Source organism: Arachnia rubra, assembly GCF_019973735.1.
In the GTDB taxonomy this organism is placed as follows: Bacteria; Actinomycetota; Actinomycetes; order Propionibacteriales; family Propionibacteriaceae; genus Arachnia; species Arachnia rubra.
On sequence record NZ_AP024463.1, the window covers coordinates 694819 to 712032 of the forward strand.

Below are 17214 nucleotides of genomic sequence, written 5' to 3' on the forward strand. Positions count from 1 at the left end.
GAATTGAGAATCGTCGCCCCGGAGCGGCTGGCTGCTGAACTCCCCGAACTTCCCGCGACCCCCCGCATCATCACCCAGGGCAGCTTCGGCACCCCCCGCGCCCTGCTCGGGTTGCTAGACGAGGCCATCCCCGAGTACCGGCTGTTCATCGTCAACGGGCTCGGCAGGCTGCCGGACCGCGAGGGGGTGCGTATCGAGACCACCTTCGTGGGCTCCGGGCTGCGTGGCAATCCCCGTGTCGACTACTACCCGGCCCGCCTGTCCGCCACCCCCCAGCTGTTCCATGGCGCACTGCCCCCGGACGTTGTCGCGGTGCAGGTGTCGCGGGTCGTGGACGGGAAGGTCAGCCTCGGCATCGAGGTGCAGGTGCTGCCCGGTGCGATCGAGGCTGCCAGGGAACGCGGCGCCCTCCTGGTCGCCCAGATCAACGAGAACATGCCGTTCATCCACGGCGATGGGGTGCTGTCGACCGACGACATCGACCTGGCCATCGAGGCCGCGGAACCGGTACCGGTGGCGCCTAAGGTCCGGATTGACGACGAGTCGCTGGCGGTTGGGGAGCAGCTGGCGGCGATGGTGCCCGACGGCGCCACGCTCCAGCTCGGTATCGGTGCCCTGCCGGAGGCGGTGACGAGGGCGCTGCGCAACGGCCGGGGGCTGCGGGTGTGGACCGAGCTGATGGCCGATGGGTTCTATGGGCTGCTGCAGGCCGGCGCCCTCGACGAGAACCAGCCCATCACCGCCACCTTCGCCTACGGATCCGAGGAGCTCTATGCCTGGGCTGACGACAACCCGAGGCTGCGGCTGCTGCGCTGTGAGACCACGAACAACCCTGGCAACATCGCTGCCCAGCCGGCCGTGACCAGCATCAACACCGCCCTGCAGGCGGATCTTTTCGGGGCTGTCAACGCCACCCGCGTCAACGACCGCATCATCTCCGGCACCGGCGGGCAGGCGGACTTCATCGTCGGGGCCCTGCACTCCCCGGGCGGGCAGGCCATCATCGCGTTGAAGTCGTGGCATCCAAAGGCCGACCGCTCCACCATCGTGCCGAAGCTCACAGAGCCCACCACGTCGCTGCAGCCGGCGTGGATCGTCACGGAGCAGGGCCGGGCACGCATCTTCGGGGCCTCGCAGCGCGACCAGGCACTCGGGCTCATCGAGGCCGCGCATCCCAGGGCCCGCGAGTCGCTGCGTGCCGAGGCGGAGCGGATGGGCCTGCTCGGATAACCGGCCGCTGGGACTGTTCGACCCTGATCAGTGCGCTGGTTTGTGGGTTAGCGCAGCTGGTCCTCGGTGTACTCGCCACCCCCCAGATCCATGAAGTGGGTCCTGCCACCGCAGTCGAGGCGGATGATGGGGCTGTCGCGTTTGTACCGGTTGTCCACCTCGACCTTGCACTCTGTCTTTGCGTCGGTGCTGAAACGCTGAACCGCACGTGCCAATACCAGCGTATTGATCTGCGTCGGGTCGAAGGGAGTCAGCGACGACGCCTCGTTGCGTCGGGTCGAGTAGACGGGCAATGCCGCGGAGCGGATGCGCCGCTCGGTCACGCCGCTGCTTGGCGGTAGGTCGGCCCAGTAGCCGGCGCCAGGGCCGAAGCCGATCTGCGTCACAGCCCGGCTCCCGCCGATCACCGCGGCCAGGCCGTCGTTCAGGTCCGCCACCGACGTGAACCCCAGATTGCGCACGGCCGTGCCGTCCCGCTCGAAGAACACGGTCTTCGTCTCGGGGGTGGTTGTGACGCTCATGTAGACCCCGCGGTGCCGGTATTCGACGATCTGCAGGATCTTGTCGGTTCCCGTGGCACCCATCCGGGTGGCGGTGTCGAACAGGTCGCTGATATTGCCCAGCGGATAGTCAGTCGGGCGGAATGTGGGCTGCTCAAGATATTCGAGGTCGGAGTCCACCGGTGTTATCTGGTTGGTGCGCCAGCGCAGGGTGACCGGTTTCTGCTGTGCGTCCAGGACCGTGAGGGTCACCTCGGTGGCTGAGATGTCCAATTTCAGCGCGGGGCGGTTGTTGGTGATCTCCATCATGCGCTGCACGACCTGTTTCGCCCCACCGTGGATGAGATCCTGGGTGATGCTCATCGGGACGGGGAAGGCGATCGAGGGGGACGGGCTGGCGCTGGACTCCGGACTGGCGCCGCCGGAGGGGCCGGCAGAGGGTGTCACCGTCGGCTCCGGTGCTGGGGTGGAGGAGCATCCAGCGAGCAGCACAACCATCGCGAAGACGATGGCGCGGCGCAAATTCACCGGTCCAGTCTAGTTTGCGGGCTGTTGCAGGCTGTACTACCTATCTCCGAACCTCGTCATCCTTTTGGATGAAGATAATTCCCGGGCCTGGGCCTACAGCGCGAAGGCCATCCCTGAGCAGCGCATGCGCAGCAGGCTCAGCCGGGTTCGATGGCCGTTGTCCTGGGACCCGATCCTGTGGGGTATCTCTTGACCCCACCCGCCGTCATCGTTCGCCGCACCTGACCCCGGTGGCGTGATGGGGGCAGTAGCCTCCCGGATTCTTGTGGAGGTATTGCTGGTGTTCCTCCTCGGCGTAGTAGAAGGTGGCGTCGCCGGTGATCTCGGTGGTGATCTCCCCGAACCCGGCTTCGGTCATCCGGGCCTGGAAGGCATCGCGGGAAGCGACGGCAGCCGTGTGCTGTTCCAGGCTGGCTGGGAAGATGGCAGAGCGGTACTGGGTGCCGATGTCATTGCCCTGCCGGAAGCCCTGCGTCGGGTCGTGGTTCTCCCAGAAGATCCTCAGCAGGTCCTCGTAGCTGACGCGCGACGGGTCGAAGACCACCTGCACGGTCTCCGTGTGGCCGGTGCGCCCAGTGCAGGTCTCGCGATATGTGGGGTTCGGTGTGAAGCCGCCCATGAAGCCGACCGCGGTGTTGACCACGCCGCCGGTGGTCCAGAACAGCCGCTCCTCCCCCCAGTAGCAGCCCATGGCGAAGTGTGCGACCTCACAGCCCGCCGGGACCTCGTCCAGGCGCAGCCCGAGCACGGCATGCTGAGGGATGGGGTCGAGGACCGGGGTGCTGCGTCCGGGAAGGGCGTCGCCGGCTGCCACAGGCTGGGGGTTCTTGCGGCTGCTCAGCCACCCAAGGACGTCGATCTCCATGCCGGCCATTGTAAATGCCGCTCACGGCATCCTCTGGCCGGCTGTGCGGCGTCCGGGCTTGGCGCTGGTCGTTGCCGGTCGTTGTGGGAGTCGCGTCTAGCCGGCGGGGGTGTTGAGGTCCCAGTTGACCGGGCTGGCACCCTGCTGGATGAGCGCCTCGTTCGCGCGGCTGAACGGACGTGAGCCGAAGAAGCCGTTGCGTGCCGACAGGGGCGACGGGTGGGCGCTGGCGATGATCGGGGTCTGGCCGAGCAGGGAACGGGTGGACTGCGCGTCGCGGCCCCAGAGGATCGCCACCAGCGGTCCGCCGCGCTCCGCGAGAGCGCTGATGGCGGCGGTCGTGACGGCCTCCCAGCCCTTGCCGCGATGCGATCCCGCCTTGCCTGGCGAGACGGTCAGGACCCGGTTCAACAGCAGGACACCCTGTTCGAACCAGGCCGTGAGGTCGCCATGAGGCGCGGGCGCGATGCCGAGGTCGTCGCTCAGCTCCTGGTAGATGTTCTGCAGGCTGCGGGGGATGGGGCGCACATCGGGTGCGACGGAGAACGACAACCCGACCGCATGCCCTGGCGTGGGATATGGGTCCTGGCCGACGATCAACACCCGCACGCCGGCCAATGGGCGACTGAAGGCGCGCAACACATTGTCGCCTGCCGGCAGATAGCTGCGTCCTTCGGCGATCTCCTGGCGCAGGAAGTCACCCATGGTATGGATCTGGGGCTCGACGTCAGCCAGTGCCTCGGCCCAGTCGGGGGCTATGAGTTCATTGAGGGGGCGTGCCATGGCGTCACTCTAGCCACCAGCTCGGACAGATACCGATGAAGAGGTTTGAATTCACCTGGCCGCGCGGTAACCTCCGAAGGCGTAAGTTACGGAAGCGTAGGTTTGTGATGGTTGCTGTTTCCGGGAAGCCCAGCGGGACTTTCGCCGCCCCCTCGCCTGGGGATGAGGGCACTGTGACTCGTCCCGTCCCAGAGTCCGGGAAACAGCCCGTCAAACCCCTGATGCGCGGCTGGCTGCACCTGGGTTTCGCGCCTGCCCTGCTGGTCGTGGGCCTAGTGCTGACGGCCTTCGCCCCGACCCTGCCCGGTCGCATCGGCTGCGCCGTGTGGACCCTCAGCGGGGTGCAGCTTTTTGGCACCTCGGCCGCCTACCACCGGGGCAACTGGGACGAGCCGGTCATGGCGGTGTTCCGCCGGCTCGACCACTCGAACATCTTCGTCTTCATAGCGGGCACCTACACCCCGCTGACCCTCACCCTGTTGGAGGGCACGTCCCGCTGGGCTCTCCTCGCGCTGATCTGGGGCATCGCGGTGGTGGGGATCGTGTTCCGCATCTGCTGGCTCGGCGCGCCGCGCTGGCTCTACACACTGCTCTATGTCGCCATGGGCTGGGCGGCCCTCGGGTGGCTGGGTGAGTTCTGGGCCTCCGGTGGGCCGGCCGTCGTGCTGCTCATGCTGGCAGGTGGTCTGGTCTATTCGCTGGGGGCTCTGGCCTACGGCACCCGCCGCCCGCGTCTCAACCCGCGCCTCTTCGGATTCCATGAGGTCTTCCACGCCTGCACGATCGCAGCCGCCATCTGTCATGGGGTCGCGATCGGGCTTGCGGTGTTCTGACCATCGCGTCACCGCTCGTCGCATGCGGCGATGCTGCGCCGCGTGTTCTCACGACCCGGCACGGTCATACCCGGTGCCACAGCGGGGTCTTCAACTCGGTGTAGTCGGTGACCGGATCGAAGCAGCGATCTCCCCGGCACACGTACACCGCTCGCTTCTCCCGGCCCTCCAGCCAAGAGCCGAAGCCGCCGGTGCCCGCCGGGGCGGTCAGGATCACCGACCCCGCCGGGGCTAGCCGCCAGGCCGCGCGGGCCAGCTCGTCGAAGGGATCCCCTGAGGACACGACGACCATCGCAGGCCGCAGCCCTCGCCGCGCCTCGTCGGCGACCATCAGGTCCTCCAGGGCCGACCCCGCGAACCTCGGATTCTCCGCCACCGTCGCCCAGGTGGTGGCGGCCGCGGCGTCGGCGCGCGCCAGCAGGCCGGGGCGTTCGGCCATCAGCCCCACCCGGCGTAGCGCCCGCACGAGTGCGCTCGTCCCCGATGGGGTGACGTTGTCGGTCAGGGATCGCGAACGCACGAACAGCTCGCCCGCCTCCGCGTCGAAGAACCCACCGTCCTCGGCGCTGAAAAGCTCCAGCGCCCCGTCGCATAGCGTCTCGGCGCGACGCAGCCAGGCAGCGTCCCCCGTGGCTCCGGCCAGGACGGTGAAGGCATCGGCGAGAGTGCCGTGGTCCTCGGCCGTGGCGGCCTGCGGATTGACCTGTCCTGCCAGTGAGGAGTGCCGCAGCTCCCCGCCAGCCAGGTGGGCCTCTGCCAGGTAGCGGGCGGTGTCCAGCGCCAGGTCCAGCCAGTGCGGTTCATTCCAGATGAGGGCGCCTGTGACCAACGACGAGATCGCCAGCGCATTCCACGCCGTCACGACGAGGCGGTCCGTGGCGGGCCGGAACCGGTGCCCCCGCTCCGTGAGCAGCCTCGCTGAGACCTCGGCGAGGCGGTCGAGATCAGGACGGCCGCGCAGCTGCAGCGTCGACAGGCCCTCCCCGAAGGTGCCGCCCGCGGTGACGTGGAAGACCTGGGTGGCCCAGTCGCCGTCCTCATCGCCTAGGGCGTCGAACAGCAGCTCCGGGGTCCAGAGGTAGTGGATGCCCTCGAAGACGGCGCCCCGGATGTCGCAGGAGTCAGCGTCCAGGCCTGCCATGAAAGCGCCGTTCTCGTCGCGCAGCTCGCGCTCCAGGAAACCCGCGATGCCGTAGGCCGTGCGCTCCAGCAGGGCGCGCAGCCCCTCGTCGTGGTCGGCTGTGCGCCGCCACCCCCGGATGTAGGTGCCCAGCAACAGGGCGTTGTCGTCCAGCATCTTCTCGAAGTGGGGGATCACCCAGCCCGGATCGGTCGCGTAGCGGTGAAAGCCGCCGCCGACCTGGTCGTGGATGCCACCGCGCGCCATCGCCTCCAGGCTGCGCTGCGCCAGCTCCAGGCTTTGCGCGTCACCGCGCACCAGCAGAGCGTCGAGGACCGTCGCGGACGGGAATTTCGGGGCGGTGCCGAAGCCGGCGTGGATCAGGTCGAAGTCGGCGCCGATCGTGTCGATGGCGGCATGCACCTCAGGCGCCGTGTCGGCCAGGGGAGCGGCGGACAGCGCAGCCAGGTGGCCAGCGACCACGTCAGCCCCCGCGACCAGCGTCTGCCGGTCCGACTCCCACGTCTCGGCAAGGGCCTGCAGCACCTGACGGAACGACGGCCGGCCCGGTTGCGGCTCGGGCGGGAAATAGGTGCCGGTGAAGAATGGGCGGCCGTCGGGTGTGAGGAAGGCCGTCAGTGGCCAGCCACCCGCTCCTTCATTCATGAGCTGCGTGGCCGTCATGAAGACCTGGTCCAGCACCGGCTGCTGCTCCCGGTCCACCTTGACGGGGACGAAGTGCGTGTTGATGAACTCCGCGGTCTCTGGGTTTTCGAACGACTCATGGCTCATCACGTGACACCAGTGACATGACGCGTAGCCGATGCTCAGCAGGACTGGGCGGTCCAGCTCGGCGGCATGCGCCAGGGCCTCGGAACCCCAGGGCCACCAGTCCACCGGCTGGTGGGCGTACTGGAGGAGATGATCACTGGGGGAGTCAGCCAGTCGGTTAGCCATGACGGCCAAGCTTAGAGGCTCCGTGACCATGCTCTTGTCCTTGGGCACCTGGCTGCTGGGAGATCCGGGGCGTCGATGACGTGGGCCAGGGACCCCGGGCGCGGGGGCTGACAGCCTATGGCGAATATCAACGCGGAACCATAACGTTCAAGGACCCAGGCGCGGGGCCTACGGGGAGCTCTTGTGTTCGCTGGGACACTGGGGGTATGAGCACCCAGACTTTTGCCGATCGTCGTTCCCTCGAAGGCTTCAAGCCTGGACTCGTGGTCGTCGGCGGGCTGCTCGCCCTCATGTGGGTGCTGGAGATCATCGACAGCGCGTCGTTCCACGCCCTCGACCAGTTCGGGATCGTTGCCCGCCAGCTTGGATCGATACCGCACGTCCTCACCGCGCCTTGGCTCCACTCCGGCTATCCACACCTGATCAGCAACTCGGTGCCGTTCCTGATCCTTGGCCTGCTCACGTGGCTGGCAGGGCCGGGACGCTGGCTTGCGGTCACGCTCACCAGCATTGCGACCTCGGGCCTGGTCGTGTGGCTGATTGCCTCGCCCCACACCATCACGCTGGGTGCCTCGGGCCTGGTGTTCGGGTATCTCGCCTACCTGCTGGTGCGTGGTTTCTTCACGCACAACATCTGGGAGATTGTGCTGTCAGTTGCGGTGTTCTTCTTCTACGGCTCCACCCTGCTGGGTATCCTGCCCACCGACCCAGGGGTGTCCTGGCAAGGGCATCTGGGCGGTGCCATCGGCGGCGTGCTGGCAGCCAAATTCCTTCACAGCAAGGATCCCGCGGTCAGACGAGTCGTGTGATGCCCTGGTGCGTCAGATAACGAACTCCGGTACCAGGGGCACATCCCTCAGACCGGTGAACAGGTCGTCTTCTGGGATCATCGTCGGCACCTTCGAGATCACCAGCTGGTAGTCCTCGGTTGGCCAGCCTGCCTGCTGGATGGCCAGCGGCACGGCGAACCATGGACCGTTGGGGTCGATCTGCGTGGCGTGTGCCCGTAGGGCCTCGTCGCGCACTCCGAAGTACTGGGCGCAGTTGACGAAGGTGGTCAGGCGGCCGTCCGAGAAGGGGTCCTCGTCGTTGGTTGGGGCTGGTGTCGTGGGGGAGAGACCCTGTTCGTGCATCAGCGCTTCCAACGCCGCGAACCGGCGCCGGTGGAAGCTCATGTGGTAATAGAGCTTCGCGGCCTGCCAGGCCGGACCGTGCTTAGGCCACAGCGATGGATCGGCCGCCGCCTTGAAGGCCTCTACGGTGATCCGGTGGCACTGGACATGGTCGGGGTGTGGGTATCCGCCGCGTTCGTCGTAGGTGGTGACGACATGCGGGCGGAAGTCGCGGATCACCTTGACCAGCCGTCCGGCTGCCTCGGCGACGTCCTGCAGCGCGAAGCAGCCCTCGGGAAGCGGCGGTAGGGGATCGCCCTCGGGTAGGCCGGAATCGGTGAATCCGAGCCATACCTGCTTGATGCCCAGGATCTCGCCGGCGCGGGCCATCTCGGCGGCCCGTATCCTGGGAAGATCGGCCATGATCTCGGGGTCGCCGGCCAGGGCCGGGTTCAGGATGTCGCCGCGTTCGCCGCCGGTACAGGTCGCGACCATGACCTCGACGCCTTCAGCCACATACTTGGCGGTGGTGGCGGCGCCCTTGCTCGACTCGTCGTCGGGATGGGCGTGCACGTGCAAGAGGCGCAATGGGCCCTTGGGGTACGAGGTCATGGAAGACATTCTTGCGGGTGGCTACCGGAGCTGCCGAATCTGGTTCAGGTTGGATTGAAAAAAGCCGGTGATAGCATGTCGGGATGTCCGAAACCAATTCCGAAACGGTGTGGCTCACACAGGAGGCTTACGACAAGCTGGAGGCCGAGCTCACCCAGCTCAAGACCGTGGGCCGCCCTGAGGTGACAGCTAGGATCGCCGCCGCCCGCGAGGAAGGTGACCTCTCCGAGAACGGTGGTTATCACGCCGCTCGTGAGGAGCAGGGACAGATGGAGGGGCGCATCCGGCAGCTGGAGCATCTGCTGCGGCGTGCCCAGGTGGGCGAGGCCCAGGGCGATCCCGACGAGGTCAGCCCCGGCCGCATCGTCACCGTCGCCTTCTTCGGCGACGATGACGACACCGACACCTTCCTGCTCGGGTCGAGGGAGATCCTCGGCACCGACGCCTCAATCGACCAGGCCGTCTCCCCACAGTCCCCGCTGGGAGCTGCTGTGCTCGGGCACCGCGTAGGCGACGAGGTCAGCTACGCGGCACCCAATGGCCGCACCATCTCGGTGACCATCAAGAAGGTCACCTCCTAAAAGAGGCTCAGCCCAGTCCTGCGATCAGTTGAGCCGCAACCTCGGTACTGATCTCACCAGCCGCCACTCGCGCCAGGATCTGCTCCTGCGGGGTGGCGGTTGTCGTGTTGTTGTCTTGGTTATCTTGCCCGGCGGGGGCATCCTCTCCCGGAGGGGTGTCCTGGTCGGTGGGGCTTTCAGGAGAGGGCTCAGCAGGCTGGGCCTCGGGGTTCATTCCCAGTTTGACCAGCAGCGCGTCGAAGCGGGCGCGGGCCGTCGGGTATGACACCTGGAGGTGCTTCTCCACCTCACGCAGGTTCCCGCGGGAGGTCAGGAATACGCGCAGCAGCTCATGCTCGGCAGTATCAAGACGATCGTATGGTGAGGATGCGAACTCGCCCGCAAGCTCCGACCCGCAGTGCATGCAGCCTTTGCGGATGATGATCAGGTCGTCCCCACAGACGGGGCACTCGGCGGGCGCGTGGTACAGGGCGGAGGTCATGCGACCACCTCGCTCTTGACCGTGGCGAGTCCCATGACGACGGTCAGGTCGCACCTGGCGGAACCGTTCCCGAAGACCACCTCGTCGGCGCCCCCATTGTCCTCCGGCCAGCGCACATGCCCGAACTTCGCGTCGGCATGCACCATGACGCTGGAACCGGGCTTGAGGATCAGGGTCAGGGAGCCGGACTCGACCTTCAGCCTGGAGCGGCCCAGGCTGATTGGGCCCTCGACGGTGACGCCGCCAGCCTGGCTCAGTAGGTCGGCGACCTCGGTGACGTCGCTCAGGTGGCAGCCGCCGGCAGTCACTCTGATCCTGCCCAGCCGGGGGACCCCGGTGCTGCGCACCCCGCCTGTTGTCGCTTCGACGTCGACGACTAGCTTCGGGTTCACCTTTATGAGCAGTTCCTTGCCGAGGCCGATGTCGCGAAGGTCTTCGAGGCTCCGGGGTGGGCGGATGAGGGAGAAACCGTTGAAGCTGGGGCCGAACTCGCCGGTGGAGCTGACCTCCATCGTCTCGCCGTTGCGGCGCAGCACATGCGGGCCTTCCACCGACAGGGTAGAGACCGATGGGTCGCCCTCAATGCGTACGCGGCGCCCGACGGCCGTGATGGCCACCCGGGTCAGGCCGCCCGGTTTGCCCTTGGGGGCTTCTTCTTGTCTCGGACCGGAGCCGGATTCGCTTCCGGTGTCTGTCTTGAGGGCGGATATACGCCGGTTCGCCTCGGCCGTGTCGATGCGCCCGGCTGCTAGGTCATCCAGTATGGAACTCAAATCAGGGTTGGTCATGCGGCAATGGTAACTAAACCTTTCCATTATCTAAAGGGGTTTTTAGATTTAGGTAAGATCTGGGGTGAGGTTCAGGGTGAACCCTGAGGGGAAGTCGCGCGACGGAGAGCCAAGCGCCCCATCGCGGACGGCAGATTTCGTAGCAGTCGGCTGGGGCGGCTATAGTTTGTTGGCGCTGCCGCCCTAGCTCAGTAGGCAGAGCGACGCTCTCGTAAAGCGTAGGTCACGGGTTCGATTCCCGTGGGCGGCTCCAAGGGTCAGTGCTTGTCCGGGAGGCCAGGTGGAATCTCTGGGACACTGTGCGGTCAAACGGAGAAGACGCCCAGAGTGTCTCGCCTACCGCTTTGACTAGGCAAAGCGCTGTCTGGGCCAGGGTGGGTCGTACCGAAACCGTACCGGGCGGAGCGCGGGGCCATAGAATCCTTCTTTGGAAGCTTGGGAGGGATCAGCATGCTCGGCGTTAGCGCCTGCTGGACGATGCCAAGCCGACTGGGGCGGCTGCCTTGCTGCAACTGCGACTTTGAGAGTCTCCTGGATGCCCTGGCGCTGGGTTGCCCTTGGCCACCAAGCTCTACGCGCAAAAGGACACGCATCAAGAGCAAACCGAAGCGACTAACGAGAATGTGCGGCGCGCTACCGCCTGGGAGTTGCATCGGCTGCAAGTAAAGGAGTGCGACATGACGGTAGGCAATTGCTCAATCAGTGACATGTCCAGCAAACTGAAGGATGCCGCGGGCGACGCGGCCACCGCCAATGCCGCGTTGCTTGATGCGATTTTCGGGTTTCCGGATGGAGTGCCAAGCCTTGGTTTGGGCTCGATAGAGATCATTCTGCCTTTGGCAGAACCGACCTCCGAAGGAGAATGAAATAGCAATCGATAGTTAACTATTGACCACCCTGATTCCCGACTTGCGTATCATACGAATGGTCGACTATTTTTTCCTCGTCGAGGCTCACGGTAGAGCCTCTTGGGAGCGTGGCAGAGTCCGCGCGAGGGAGGGAAGAAGGGTGTCCCAAGAATCGCACCCAAATATTCAGCAGCCGGCAGGAATGGGCGTTCCGATGCCGCCGACTGCAAAGCCTGTCAAGAAGCCGTGGTGGAAGTCCTCGGTGTTCATCGGCGTGGTCGCCTTGCTGATTGGCTTTGGGCTTGGCTCCGCATCGCGTGGGAACTCGTCGACAGCTTCGTCGCAGTCCACGGTCACGGTCACGGCATCAGCAGAGCCTGATCCCCTGGACAGCGGTCCCGTGGAGGGTGAGCCGTCGACCAATACTCAGAACGCTGACTCAGGCAAGTTCGCGATCGGCTAGCCGTACAAACTCAAGGATGGCGGAAGTCTCACGGTGGGCACACCGGAGCCATACAAGCCAACCTCGACTGCGGCGGGAACCGAAGGGGCGGACGCCTTCGTCCTCTTCCCGGTCTCGTTCACCAACGGCGGGAGTGAGCCAGTCAATCCGTTCTTGATCCGCTTCCAAGGGACCTCCGGGAACAGCGAGGCGCAGAAAGTAATCGACAGTGGCGGCTCCTGTGACTTTCCGACCGCCGACATTGCGCCGGGAAAGACGCTTGACTGGAAGGTCTGCTTCGGTATCAAACCTGGCCAGACTTTCACCCTGCAGTGGAGCTACGGGTTCACTGAAAAAGGCTATGTTGATGTAGACCTTCCGCAAACCTCCTAGTCAAAGCAACAAAAAGCCCCCGGCCTTTTCGGCCGGGGGCGTTTTTCATGCTATTGGGTCATTATCTGGGCATGCTGAATCCCTGGGTGGTGTTGGGGAGCTTCAAGGGTGGCGGCTGGTCTACGCAGCCACGCTTTGGCGGTGATTACCCTGAATGTGCGCCTCTACTCGCTGGGCGGCGGGGGCTGACTTTAGGACGTCCTGGACGAATTACCATACGAATGTATTGTGAATTTCCTAGTGGGTGAATGGGTCGCAATTTTGATGCTATGGGACTGAGGTTGTGATTTAGCCTTCGCCTCAGAGGGGTGCTTTGGGAGCGGTGAGTGGCCGGAAGAGGATGGCCTGCCCCCATTCGAGGTTGTCATGCCAGTCGTCACGGATCGCGGGGTTGACTCCGCACTGGACGACGAAGTGCATAGGTACGTCGTGCGGGGCGTGGTCGGTGACGAGCTCTCGGCGCAGCCTTCCATCCACCAGCCACCGCACCCCGGTGGTGGTGATCTCGATGCGGTAGCGGTGCCACTTTGTCACGTCTATGGCGATGTCCTCTGGGTCGTGGGCGGGCTGGCCGGTGGCTGGGTCGGGCCAGTGCAGATTGGTCATGGTTGATCCGGTGCCCACCCGCCCCTCGACGAAGTTGATCTCGCCGAGTGGCCACTCCTGGTCGTCCTCGGGCCAGAGCATGGCGACGAGCTCCACCCGGTCGGACGCTGGGGCGCGCAACTCCATCTCCCACGTCCCGAGGCCGGGGGCGTTGTGCAGCCCAGCCCACGACCCGCACAGCAGCGAGTTGTGGAGGGCCTGGTCGTGTGGCACCCCGGCCTCCCGGTAGAGCTGGTAAGCGGCGCGGTCGAGCCGCAGAGTGAGGGCGAAGGTCCTGCCGTCAGGCAGCAGCCGGGTCATCGCCGGGTCGAAGCGGCCGAGCGTGCCATGCTCAGGGCGTTGCACACTCCATCCACCGTAGGTGCGGTACCGCTGGATTTCCGCAAGTGAGTCATCAAGAAGCGATTGCATGCACATGATTGCCTCCCGTTCGTGAAGTCGTATTCGTCCTTAGCAATCCTGTTGTAAAGGATCGGCCGGACGCAGCACACCATGCACCGTCCCTGGCCGGGAGCGCGTCGGCGCACCACCAGAGCGCCTCCTGGCTGGAGCTTTACCATGACGGCACCTGACCAGCCACCTACCGGCGATCTTTGATCCAGTGTCCCCAATGCGAGGGCCTGCCCCCATCCTGCCCGCTGTGGCAAATGCCGCTGCTGGGTCTGCCCTGCCGGCGGCCAAGACCCGGTGCCGCGTGTCGTAGGTCTGCCCGGGCGCTTCCTTCTTGGAGTGGCGCCTGGGCTGAAGCCCGCCTCACGCAAGCCTGCCCCTGCCGGTGAACTGTCGACCTCGACACCAGGACAGAATCGCTGAGAAACACATTCTCAAAGCCCTGCTGCCATGGTGGCGCAGCGGCTGTGCGTCGTAGAATTTATCCCATGTCAGATAGCCTTCCCGAACAGCCAGCCCAGGTGCGGATGCGCATCGGTGACGCCGAACGTGACAGTGTGCTTGAAGTCCTCCGGGATGCCTACGCGGCAGGCCAGCTCGACAATGAGGAGTTCAACGACCGGCAGCAGATATGCCTCAAGGCGCGATACAGCGACGATTTGTCTGGTCTCGTCGAAGACCTGCCTATCGGCGCAGGGGCGGGCCCCAACTCCATAGCTCCTGTGAGCGCTCCAGTGGCTCCGGTGTTTGCTCGCAGCGACGAGGAGATTACCGAGTTCGCCTTCATGAGTGGCAAAGTGATTCATCTGGACCGCGGTAGGCCCACGCTCGTCAGCAAGGCATTCTGGGGCGGTAACGAAATCTACGTTGAAAACGCCATGGGCCCCGGGGTGGAGGTCGAGCTGACTCTGAGCTCGATCATGGGAGGGCACGTGGTTTATGTGCCGCCTGGCGTCAGGGTCATCGACCAGAGCACCAGTATCATGGCTGGGGTCGCCATCAGTAGGAAGGCCCATGGAGATGGGTCGAACGGCACCGTGATCATCAGGGGCTTCAACTTCTGGGGCGGCACCACTGTGAAGTTGCAAAAACCGCAAAATAGCCAATAGACGGCGGTACCATCACATCTTCGCTCATCGTCGTGGTGGATGATGGTGAGCCCACCCAGGTTTTTGCAGCGGAATCCGTGATGCTTGAGAAGACAGACGAGGGGCCCAGCCGGATCGCTGGGCCCCTCAGAGTTGCCGGGTACTGTGCCGTCAGCTGCCGGTCTTCGGTAGACCGGGTTTCGACGTGATGGACCTCGGCTCGGTCGCAGCGGCGGGTGCCGGCGTAGTCGCAGTGGTGGGTGCTGGCGTGGGCTGCGCTGGGGTGGCGGGCTGACTCGGCGTCGGCCATGATGGTGGCGGGTTGTCACGCAGCTGGGCGACGGTGATTGAGCCGCCCGGCTCCTGCTTGGCGACGTCCACATTGATGAAGTTGAATGTCTGCCAGTCGTTGCTGATCAGCTTGGCCCTGGACAGCCCAGCGCCGGGGAAGTAGCCGCCGCCGTCCTTCATCTCCAGCAGCGGATCATCGACGCGCATGCCGATGACGGGGTAGTAGTCGACGCCGACCTGCAGCAGCAGCTGTGCCTTGTCGCGATCGTCGGCCTTCGCCTGGTCGTCGACCACCAGGCGCGCCTGAACCTGGGCGTGCACGGCCAGGATGTCCTTGGTGTCATAGGTCATCTCTCCGCCCCAGCCGTGGAACAACATGTCGGGATCCTGCAGCATCTGGATGCTGCCGTTCTGGCCGTCGCGCAGGTTGGCTTCCTTCACGTCTTTGCCGCGCAGGCTCCACGGGTAGAGCATCCCCTCGATCTTGCGGAGCTCTATCGTCTCCCACCGGTTGGTGGAGCGGTGCAGGACGTTCAGTTTGATCTGGCTGAGCTCGACGCGGGTGTTCGTGGCGGCGTTGGCTCTGCCGGGCGTGATGTACATCCACGGGTTGACAGCCTGCCAGTACTTGTCGCTGATCAGGTCGCGATGGACGAGCTGGTCTTGCCAGTAGCCGGGGGCGTTGGTTCCGCGCGCCTCGTTTCCCATGACGACGTGGCCGGGACCTGTGTAGCGGCCTCCCTGGTCGTCTTCGTTGCGCCGCAAGTCGACGTCGTTCATCTTCTCCATGTCGTCGATCATGGTCTGCACCTCGTCGGCCGTGGCCTTGTCGGGCGACGTCGTCACTGGTGCATCGGGCGTCGGGGGAGTCAGGTCTCCTTGCACCGACAGCACGGTGACGGGGTCGCTGTAGGCGGTGACCTCGGCGCCGGTCTGTGGGTCGCGGGCACGCTCGGCATAGACCAGCTGGTGGCCGAAGTCCTCCGGTACGGGCGTGTAGAACGCCGACCCGCTGTCGGGGATCGGCTGTCCGTCCCGGAGCCGGAAGACCTCGATGGTCTGGGCATTCCCGTAATCACCGGCGACCCGCTCGACGGAGCGGCCCACGCGGATCGTCTTCCCGTCCTCGGCGAACTTCGGGGCGGTGACGATACCCGGGGGAGCGGGAGGCTCATCAGCGTGTACGGGGAAAGCAGTGAAGGCCAGGAGCAATGCTGAGAGCGCTCCCAGTCCTGTGCGTAATGTCGAAAGCTTCATTCCGGCTCCTTAGCTGCTAGTCGGCTCTGACTCTGGTGCTCTACCCCCAGTGGCGGGCCTGACTCTAGGAGTCCCTGGAGGCCGCGTCAAGAGGCTGCGCTGAGGACGTCAGCGATCATTGTGGGGTGGCGCCCTGAAGATGGCCGACCGGGGTGCCCCGTGGTGGACAGACATTGGTGTCAGGAGACGACGAAGGGGAGCAACCCGGTGGTTGCTCCCCTTCCAAAGGTGAGGTGCTCAGCGGAGGATGCCGTCTAGCGACGGGTTGCCCTTCGCCGTCACCCTGCCCTCACTTCTTGGCGGGCTGACCCGGCAGCCAGGACGGCGGCGGGTTGTTGCGCAGCTGGTCAGCCGTGATGGAGACAGCGTTGCCATGCTTACCTTCATGCACGACGCCAGGGGCATCGACGGTGGTGAAGCTGAACGTTTGCCAGTCATTGGTGACCAGCTTCGCCCTGGAGAGGCCAACGCCGGGGAAGTAGGCGCCGCTGCCATCCTTTGTCTGCAGCAGCGGATCTGTCACGCGTGTGCCGACCTGGGGGTAGTAGTCGGTGCCGACCTGCACCAGCAGCTGCGCCTTGCTCCGGTCGTCGGGCTTTGCCTGGTCATTGACCACCAGGCGTGCCTGAACCTGGGTCTGCACGGCCAGGATGTCCTTGGTGTCAAACTTCATTTCTCCACCCCAGCCATGGAACAGCAACTGGGGATCCTGCATCACCTGGATGCTGCCGTTCTCGCCGTCGCGCACGTCGGGCTTCTTGACAGAGTTCCCCGCCAGGCTTGGCTTGTAGAGGTCGCCCTCAACCTTGCTGACCTTGATCGTCTCCCACTGGTTGGTGGAGCGGCGCAGGACGTTCAGCTTGATCTGGCTGAGCTCGACGCGGGTGTTGGTGGCGGCATTGTCCTTGCTGGGGGTGATGTACATCCACGGGTTAATGGCCTCCCAGTACTTGTCACCGGCCAGGTCTGGGCGCTTCAGGTTGTCGGACCAGTAACTGGGGGCGCTGCTGCCCCGCGCATCATTACCCATCAAAACTCGTCCGGGCCCTGTGAGGCGGCCGGCCGGGTTCTTGGCTCCATAACTCAGATCTATGTCGTTCTTCTTCGTCATGTCGTCGAGCATGGTCTGCAGCTCTTCGGCTGTGGCCTTGTTGGACGCGCCCGCTGCAGGCTGAGTGGCCTCGGCCTGGGGGGTGGCGTCCTGCGGAGGGGTGCTTGCATCATCCGCGTGGGCTGGGAAGGCCGTAAATGCCACCAATAGGGCTGAGACCGCTCCCACTCCTGTGCGTAGCTTTGAACGTTTCAACGTGAGCTCCTTAACTAATGCCAGCTCTAGGCTTTGGTTTACCCTCCCCCGGGACAACTCGACTCTAAGGGGATTCTCAGGAAGGACACAAGGGTTTGCGACTCGGGGTTATCCCTGAAGTAACCCGGGTTGAGTCGGTGCGGCTCAACCCGACTTGCCGACCTGCTTGTCCTGTGGCATAGTTGAGCCTGCCCCGCTCAAGG

At 65.1% G+C, this 17214-nt stretch carries 18 protein-coding genes and 1 tRNA gene; 9 read left to right on the top strand and 10 right to left on the bottom strand.

What is annotated here, in order from left to right:
• The first annotated feature begins 3 nt into the window (after nt 1–3).
• A complete protein-coding gene (locus SK1NUM_RS03030) occupies nt 4–1230 on the top strand; it encodes an acetyl-CoA hydrolase/transferase family protein (protein ID WP_212325211.1) in 1227 nt (408 codons plus the stop codon).
• 47 nt (nt 1231–1277) lie between these two features.
• Here the strand turns inward: SK1NUM_RS03030 and SK1NUM_RS03035 are convergent, their stop codons facing one another.
• The 3 genes from SK1NUM_RS03035 to SK1NUM_RS03045 form a co-directional block, all read right to left on the bottom strand.
• Nucleotides 1278–2258 (bottom strand): hypothetical protein, encoded by a 981-nt coding sequence (locus SK1NUM_RS03035; RefSeq protein ID WP_212325213.1) that lies wholly within the window; start codon nt 2256–2258, stop codon nt 1278–1280.
• A gap of 205 nt (nt 2259–2463) precedes the next feature.
• Complete coding sequence (gene msrA, locus SK1NUM_RS03040; protein WP_212325221.1) at nt 2464–3123, bottom strand: peptide-methionine (S)-S-oxide reductase MsrA; 660 nt, start codon at nt 3121–3123, stop codon at nt 2464–2466.
• Between the two features lie 96 nt (nt 3124–3219).
• Nucleotides 3220–3906 carry a uracil-DNA glycosylase gene (locus SK1NUM_RS03045; protein WP_212325224.1) on the bottom strand — a complete coding sequence of 229 codons (687 nt, stop codon included), beginning with the start codon at nt 3904–3906 and terminating at the stop codon, nt 3220–3222.
• Between the two features lie 221 nt (nt 3907–4127).
• Here SK1NUM_RS03045 and trhA point away from each other — a divergent pair, with 221 nt between their 5' ends.
• Nucleotides 4128–4739 carry a PAQR family membrane homeostasis protein TrhA gene (gene trhA, locus SK1NUM_RS03050; RefSeq protein WP_223927921.1) on the top strand — a complete coding sequence of 204 codons (612 nt, stop codon included), beginning with the start codon at nt 4128–4130 and terminating at the stop codon, nt 4737–4739.
• Between the two features lie 64 nt (nt 4740–4803).
• On the opposite strand, the gene SK1NUM_RS03055 is transcribed toward trhA, so the two are convergent.
• Nucleotides 4804–6816: a thioredoxin domain-containing protein gene (locus SK1NUM_RS03055; protein WP_212325226.1), complete on the bottom strand. Its 2013-nt coding sequence runs from the start codon at nt 6814–6816 to the stop codon at nt 4804–4806.
• A gap of 206 nt (nt 6817–7022) precedes the next feature.
• On the opposite strand from SK1NUM_RS03055, the gene SK1NUM_RS03060 reads away from it, so the two are divergent.
• Complete coding sequence (locus SK1NUM_RS03060; RefSeq protein ID WP_212325228.1) at nt 7023–7625, top strand: rhomboid family intramembrane serine protease; 603 nt, start codon at nt 7023–7025, stop codon at nt 7623–7625.
• Nucleotides 7626–7637: 12 nt separating this feature from the next.
• On the opposite strand, the gene mca is transcribed toward SK1NUM_RS03060, so the two are convergent.
• The gene (gene mca / locus SK1NUM_RS03065) at nt 7638–8549 is read right to left on the bottom strand and encodes a mycothiol conjugate amidase Mca (RefSeq protein WP_212325237.1); all 912 of its coding nucleotides are present in this window, start codon (nt 8547–8549) and stop codon (nt 7638–7640) included.
• A gap of 74 nt (nt 8550–8623) precedes the next feature.
• Between mca and greA the strand changes: the two genes are divergently transcribed.
• Entirely contained in the window at nt 8624–9121 is a 498-nt protein-coding gene (gene greA, locus SK1NUM_RS03070; RefSeq protein ID WP_212325239.1) for a transcription elongation factor GreA, read from the top strand.
• 7 nt (nt 9122–9128) lie between these two features.
• On the opposite strand, the gene SK1NUM_RS03075 is transcribed toward greA, so the two are convergent.
• Entirely contained in the window at nt 9129–9602 is a 474-nt protein-coding gene (locus tag SK1NUM_RS03075; RefSeq protein ID WP_212325241.1) for a DUF2089 domain-containing protein, read from the bottom strand.
• Nucleotides 9599–10390, bottom strand: a complete 792-nt coding sequence (locus tag SK1NUM_RS03080) for a hypothetical protein (protein WP_212325243.1) — start codon at nt 10388–10390, stop codon at nt 9599–9601. The genes SK1NUM_RS03075 and SK1NUM_RS03080 overlap by 4 nt, the downstream gene beginning before the upstream one ends.
• 177 nt (nt 10391–10567) lie before the next feature.
• Here SK1NUM_RS03080 and SK1NUM_RS03085 point away from each other — a divergent pair.
• The 4 genes from SK1NUM_RS03085 (at nt 10568) to SK1NUM_RS03100 (ending at nt 12073) form a co-directional block, all read left to right on the top strand.
• A tRNA-Thr gene (locus SK1NUM_RS03085) sits at nt 10568–10643 on the top strand.
• Nucleotides 10644–10947: 304 nt separating this feature from the next.
• Entirely contained in the window at nt 10948–11256 is a 309-nt protein-coding gene (locus SK1NUM_RS03090) for a hypothetical protein (protein ID WP_212325251.1), read from the top strand.
• 196 nt (nt 11257–11452) lie between these two features.
• Nucleotides 11453–11701, top strand: coding sequence for a hypothetical protein (locus SK1NUM_RS03095; protein ID WP_212325253.1), 249 nt, complete (start codon nt 11453–11455; stop codon nt 11699–11701).
• A 33-nt stretch (nt 11702–11734) separates the two neighbouring features.
• On the top strand, nt 11735–12073 hold the full coding sequence (locus tag SK1NUM_RS03100; protein ID WP_212325255.1) for a hypothetical protein: 339 nt from the start codon (nt 11735–11737) through the stop codon (nt 12071–12073).
• Nucleotides 12074–12373: 300 nt separating this feature from the next.
• Here the strand turns inward: SK1NUM_RS03100 and SK1NUM_RS03105 are convergent, their stop codons facing one another.
• Nucleotides 12374–13096, bottom strand: coding sequence for a glycoside hydrolase family 16 protein (locus tag SK1NUM_RS03105; RefSeq protein ID WP_212325257.1), 723 nt, complete (start codon nt 13094–13096; stop codon nt 12374–12376).
• A 461-nt stretch (nt 13097–13557) separates the two neighbouring features.
• On the opposite strand from SK1NUM_RS03105, the gene SK1NUM_RS03110 reads away from it, so the two are divergent.
• Nucleotides 13558–14178 carry a DUF1707 SHOCT-like domain-containing protein gene (locus tag SK1NUM_RS03110; protein WP_212325259.1) on the top strand — a complete coding sequence of 207 codons (621 nt, stop codon included), beginning with the start codon at nt 13558–13560 and terminating at the stop codon, nt 14176–14178.
• A 150-nt stretch (nt 14179–14328) separates the two neighbouring features.
• Here the strand turns inward: SK1NUM_RS03110 and SK1NUM_RS03115 are convergent, their stop codons facing one another.
• Nucleotides 14329–15705, bottom strand: coding sequence for a hypothetical protein (locus SK1NUM_RS03115; protein ID WP_212325261.1), 1377 nt, complete (start codon nt 15703–15705; stop codon nt 14329–14331).
• A 289-nt stretch (nt 15706–15994) separates the two neighbouring features.
• Nucleotides 15995–17011, bottom strand: coding sequence for a hypothetical protein (locus SK1NUM_RS03120; RefSeq protein ID WP_212325264.1), 1017 nt, complete (start codon nt 17009–17011; stop codon nt 15995–15997).
• Between the last annotated feature and the right edge of the window lie 203 nt (nt 17012–17214).